This window comes from Nitrospira sp. BLG_2 (assembly GCF_049222245.1).
In genome coordinates, this window is the sequence record NZ_JBLYIG010000620.1 from 1 (window position 1) to 5,872 (window position 5,872).

Here is a 5,872-nt window from a genome sequence, read left to right on the forward strand (position 1 = left end):
ACGTCGATGTCTTACCTCCCAAACCACAATTTGATTTTCCTCTACACCTAACGAGGTCCTGATCCTTCTGGTCGATGACGCACTTCTACGTCCGCTTGCAGCTCAGCATGTAGGCCACTACAATATCGCGCAACTCATCCCGCCCTTTGAACGAAGGGAGGCATTGGTATGCCGAAGGCGAAGAAAATAGTTTCCAACGAGAAGATAGAAAGTGCCTCGAGGAAATCCATCCAGGCACCCTCGCTTGCTCCGTCGGCCGCGGAAGATTTTGAAAAGCTCGGCGTTTTTTATCTGGGACGACCGTATGATTTTGCTGAGAAGAAAGCCAAGCCGGGCTGGCTTTTGTATGACTCGAAAGATCTGGTGACTCATGCCGTCTGCGTCGGCATGACCGGCAGCGGCAAGACCGGTCTTTGCCTCGCGCTTCTCGAAGAGGCGGCGATCGACAACATTCCCGCCATTATCATCGATCCGAAGGGCGACCTTGGGAATTTGATGCTGACGTTCCCGTCTCTCAAGGGTGAAGATTTTCAGCCGTGGATCAATGAAGACGATGCACGCAAAAAAGGCTTGTCGCCGGCTGACTATGCCGAAGCACAGGCCGAGCTGTGGTCCAAGGGTTTGGCAGGCTGGCAACAGGATGGCGCCCGCATACAGCGGTTCCGCGATGCAGCGGATATCGCTATTTACACTCCGGGCAGCAGCGCGGGATTGCCGGTGTCTATCCTCAAGTCGTTCGCCGCGCCGACGGCCGATGGGCTCAACGACACGGAGCTTTTGCGCGAGCGTATCAGCACCACTGTGACGAGCGTGCTCGGCTTGCTTGGTATCGAGGCCGATCCGATTCAGAGCCGTGAGCACATTCTCCTTTCGACGATTCTCGATCAAACGTGGAAGAAAGAAGAAGATCTGGATTTGGCGAAGTTGATCCAAATGATTCAATCGCCGCCCGTGTCAAAGATCGGCGTGATGGACGTGGATTCTTTCTTTCCCTCGAAAGATCGCTTCGCATTGGCCATGAAGTTGAACAATCTGCTCGCCGCGCCGGGCTTTCAGGCGTGGCTTGAAGGCGACGCGTTGGACATTCAACAGCTCCTCTACAGTTCGTCGGGAAAGCCGCGCCTGGCGATTTTCTCCATCGCACATTTGAATGATGCCGAGCGCATGTTCTTTGTGACCCTCTTGCTCAGTCAGATAGTCGGATGGATGAGGGCGCAGTCCGGGACTACCAGCTTGCGGGCGCTCCTCTACATGGACGAGATCTTCGGGTACTTCCCGCCGGTCTCCAATCCGCCCTCTAAACTGCCGTTGATGACTTTGCTGAAGCAAGCGCGCGCATTCGGACTCGGTGTCGTGCTCGCCACACAGAATCCTGTTGATCTCGACTATAAGGGCCTGGCCAACACCGGCACTTGGTTCATCGGGCGTCTACAGACGGAACGCGACAAGGCGCGGGTGCTTGAAGGATTGGAAGGGGCTTCGACCAGCGCTGGGAAGAAGTTTGACCGAGGACGTATGGAGCAAACCCTGGCGGGTCTCGGCAATCGCATCTTTCTCATGAACAACGTGCATGAGGACGAACCGGTCGTATTTGAGACGCGGTGGTGTCTCTCCTATTTATGCGGTCCTCTAACAAGGACACAGATCAAACAGCTGATGGATCCCGTAAGACGTGAGGCATTGGACGTGAAGCCCTCGGCTTCGCCGCGAGGCGAGCGTGAAACATCAGCGCTTCCCAACTCAGCACCCAACACTCAGCGCTCAACACTCAAATCGCGTCCCATGCTGCCTCCGGATGTGCCGCAGCACTTTGTGCCGTTGCGCGGTAGCAAGCCGGAGGGAAGTGAATTGGTCTATGCCCCGATGCTATTGGGCGCATCGCAGATTCGTTTCTCCGATGCGAAAAGCGGGACCGACTGCACGCGGGACATGACCGCATTGGCGCCTATCGCGGATGGGGCCGTGGGCGTCGACTGGGATAGCGCTTCTATGACGGATGTGATGGTGGCCGATCTCGAACGGGATCCTGAAAAAGACGCGCAATTTCTGGCGCTGCCCGCGAGTGCCGGGAAAGCAAGGAGCTATGGCGATTGGAATAAGGAGTTCGCTGCCTGGCTCTTTCGAACGCAGAAGGTGGAGTTATTCAGAAGTCCCAGCACCAAGGAAGTGTCGAGGCCAGGAGAATCCGAGCGGGATTTCCGCGTACGGTTGCAGCAAGCCGGGCGGGAACAGCGCGATAAGGGCGCGGAGACACTTCGCCGGAAATATGGGTCAAAGATCGCGGCGTTTCAAGAACGTATCAGACGGGCAGAGCTGGTGAAGGAAAAACAGCAGGCCGAATCCCGATCCAGCCAGGTGCAGGCGGCCATTTCGGTCGGCGCATCCATTCTCGGGGCTTTTCTGGGTCGGAAAACGATCAGCGCTTCGAACCTCGGTCGCGCCACCACCGCCATTCGAAGCGCCGGCCGTGTCATGAAAGAGTCCAAAGATGTCGGAGCAGCGGAAGAAAATGTGGCTGCGCTACAAAAACAGTTGGCGGATCTCGAATCGCAATTCAAATCCGAGAGCGACGCCCTCGCCGCGGCAACGGACCCCCTGAATGAAAAACTTGAAACAACCTCAATCAAGCCCACCAAGGCCAACATTGCCGTCAAACTTGTGACTCTCGCTTGGCTACCGCATTGGCGAGATGCTGAGGGCCGGCTCACACCCTGTTGGACTTAAGCCGCACTTTAGGGGTGTCGCGCGGGAATTCGCGGTTGCAGAGCATCCTTTCCCTGGCTCCGCCCTTTGTAGGACAGGCGCGGACATCCGAATCTGCCCTTGTCTGCTATACCTTCTCTTTTTCGGAGTTACGGTTTTACGCCGGAGTTTCGCGGGTACTATGCTTGTCCTGATCGTCGACGACCATCCTCTTCTTCGCCAAGCCATCAGAGAAGTCATAGAGAGCCATTTCCCTTCATCCGTGGTGCGGGAGGCGTCTACCGGAGAGGAAGCAATCCGTATCGTACAGGAAGAGCGCGTGGAAGTCGCGATCCTGGATATCGGTCTGCCGGATTTCAGCGGCTTAACCGTGTTGAGACGATTCAAACAAGTGCGTCCTTCCCTTGTATGTTTGGTGCTGACCATGCATGACGATCCACAGTATGTGCGTCTTGCCATGGCTCAAGGGGCATCAGGCTATCTCACCAAAGGAGCGACCTCTGGGGAACTGTACGATGCCATCCGGGCCATTTTGGCCGGCCGTCAGGTGGTGATGGAACCGCTTCGAGAAACGCTCGACCACCGTTCAATGCGCCGCGATGTCATATGGCCGCACGAATCCCTTTCCGTGCGCGAGCTCGAAGTCCTCTCTTTGTTAGCGAAAGGACGCACGGTCTCACAGGTCGCGAAGCGATTGAAATTGAGCGTCAAGACTGTGAGCACATATCGAACCCGATTGCTCGAAAAGCTGCGCCTTGGCACGACAGCCGATCTTATCCGCTACGCCGTCGATCACCAGCTTGTGTGATAAAGGTCCGATGGCTCATCAAGTCGCTGTAGGACAAATCCCGATACCACTTCGGAATACGAACTGATAACTAAACCACAGCGTTCCTGGAGCATCTGAATCCAATCCGTGCGACGGCTCGTCCTCACAGGAAGGTTGTGTGTATCCGGATGCGGCGGAAGAGCCTCAACCATAAACCAAGCGCCTCTTCTCCCTCGCGACCGGTCCACGTTTTTGTCGCGTCCGGTCACGAAGTCGTCAGAGCTGGGTTGTGTACGCTGTTGGAAGGAGAACCAGACGTCGAAGTGGTCGGTGAGGCCGACAATGCGAAGGCCGTGCTCTCCGAATCGCGACGAACCAAGCCGGATGTGGTCTTGCTGGAGTTCGGGCTCTCCAGCGGTTTGGAGTTCGATCTCTACAAGACCCTCTTTCATGTCCTGCCGTCAGTTCGGATCATCAGTCTGCTGAAGGACGGTGACACCGAGACGTTCCGCAACGCAGTCGAGGCTGGAGCACAAGGATATCTACGGGAGAATACCGACCGGCTAGAACTGATTCGAGCGATTCGTACTGTCGCGAAGGGAGGTTCGTACCTCGGCCCGGAGACCGCCGATCAGACCGTTCGTTTATTGAGAGGAAGGGAGTACTCGGATTGCTCACCTTCCGCGCTACCTATCCTGTCACCGCAGGAGCGGCGAGTGATCGCGCTCATCGCCGAAGGTGACACCAACAAAGAGATCGCTGCCAAGCTGGTGCTGTCGGAAAGGACGGTAAAAAATTACATTACCAGTATGTTCGCAAAGCTGGAAATTGAGCGCCGCGCTCAAGCGGCTGCCCTTTACCTGAAGACGCAATATCAGAGCTCAATGCGTGAGGAGATGTCCGCATAGAGTCTGAATATCTTATGGCCACGATTCTTGTTGCCGATGATGACCCTCAACTTCGGGCTTGGATACGCCGGATTCTTGAGTCCAGTGGGCACCAAGTCGAAGAAGCCCGTGATGGAAAAGAAGCATTGGCCTACCTCAAACAGGCTGAACCCGCGCTGGTCGTGCTGGACCTCTTCATGCCCAACGTAGATGGTTTGGAAGTCATTTTATACCTCCGGTCGTGTGCCAAGCCTGTCAAAATTCTGGCGCTTTCCGCCAACCCGATCGACGGTTACAATACGTGTCGAACCGCGGAAGTGTTCGGCGCCCACGATACTATGGTCAAACCGTTCGATGCGGCGACCTTTGTGCAACATGTGGAGAGGCTGATTTCTCCCCATGATGAGGATCTCGGTTGAACATACCGCGCGCTCTCTCTTCCGGAGGCCGCATTGGACGGATTCCAAGCAGGTCTTTACCGCGGCCTGGATAAACCTCCTACCGGTCGTTCCGTTCCTTTGATCCCAAGACTGTTGTCCGATCTCCATGCGCCCGTTTGTCTGCTCAAGCTTCCGAAAACGAGGCAGATAATGATGTCTCTCCGCTCGCGTCATCTTCCTCACTCATCGGACAGTAGCTGCTTCACTCCATCAGGCCGGCGATTGCCGAGGTTTCTCATACCATTGTCGCCCAGTTGATGAAGAGGGACATTCTTCTATGACTCAATGTTTCTTGTCCTTCTGCATGATCTTGTCGGTCCATGCCAGCAAGATGGCAGAAGCAAGGAAGGTCATGTGGATGAAGATCTTCCACTTCAAATGTTCCGGGTTTTCATTGGCGACGTCCACAAATCCTTTCAATAAATGAATACTGGAGATGCCGATCAAGGAAGCCGCCAGCTTGATTTTGATGGTACCGGGATCGACGTGGGTCAGCCAGTCCGGCCGGTCCGGATGGTGCTCCAAATCCAGTTTGCTGACGAACGTTGCATACCCACCTATCACGACCATGGTCAGCAGATTAGCGACCATCGTGACATCGATCAGACCCAGAACTCCCAGCATGAATACCGTTTCTTCCATCTTATGGATATGAGTCACCATTTCCCAGAGTTCAATGAGGAATTTGTATGCGTAGAGCAGTTCCGCCACAATAAGTCCGGCATAGAGCGGCGCTTGAATCCATCGGCTGGCAAATACAATGGATTCAAAAAACGCCTCGACTTGATTGCTGGCGGAGTGAGAGGGCTTCAGCGGTTTATGGGCCTCTCGAAACTGGGGCGGATGAGAATCGGACATCAAGACCTCCTAGCAGTCCAACGATGACGTGCCTCCAACTGACGACTCGACGGCGAGGCGTATCCTAGTCAGTGAATTCAAAGCTGTCAATTCAGTGCTTCGCCGTGTCATAGAGCGTATGGGTGATGGAGAGTGAGACGAGGACCTAACGCGATGGGCTGCGCCTTTCCCAAGGAGCAGGCGAGCTTCAACAAGAGTTGAGATGAGGGGTCGCC

General features: G+C 55.3%; 5 protein-coding genes. 4 read left to right on the plus strand and 1 reads right to left on the minus strand.

Features of this window, described 5'->3' with window-relative positions:
* Positions 1-168 precede the first annotated feature (168 nt).
* From ACOSYY_RS16450 to ACOSYY_RS16465, 4 genes are all read left to right on the plus strand, one after another.
* Positions 169-2,724 (plus strand): ATP-binding protein, encoded by a 2,556-nt coding sequence (locus tag ACOSYY_RS16450; protein ID WP_421663810.1) that lies wholly within the window; start codon positions 169-171, stop codon positions 2,722-2,724.
* A 160-nt stretch (positions 2,725-2,884) separates the two neighbouring features.
* Positions 2,885-3,511, plus strand: a complete 627-nt coding sequence (locus ACOSYY_RS16455; protein WP_421663812.1) for a response regulator transcription factor — start codon at positions 2,885-2,887, stop codon at positions 3,509-3,511.
* Positions 3,512-3,660: 149 nt separating this feature from the next.
* The gene (locus tag ACOSYY_RS16460) at positions 3,661-4,380 is read left to right on the plus strand and encodes a LuxR C-terminal-related transcriptional regulator (RefSeq protein ID WP_421663813.1); all 720 of its coding nucleotides are present in this window, start codon (positions 3,661-3,663) and stop codon (positions 4,378-4,380) included.
* 14 nt (positions 4,381-4,394) lie between these two features.
* Positions 4,395-4,778: a response regulator transcription factor gene (locus tag ACOSYY_RS16465; protein ID WP_421663815.1), complete on the plus strand. Its 384-nt coding sequence runs from the start codon at positions 4,395-4,397 to the stop codon at positions 4,776-4,778.
* Positions 4,779-5,081: 303 nt separating this feature from the next.
* Here ACOSYY_RS16465 and ACOSYY_RS16470 read toward each other — a convergent pair whose 3' ends face one another.
* Positions 5,082-5,657 (minus strand): TIGR00645 family protein, encoded by a 576-nt coding sequence (locus ACOSYY_RS16470; protein WP_421663817.1) that lies wholly within the window; start codon positions 5,655-5,657, stop codon positions 5,082-5,084.
* Between the last annotated feature and the right edge of the window lie 215 nt (positions 5,658-5,872).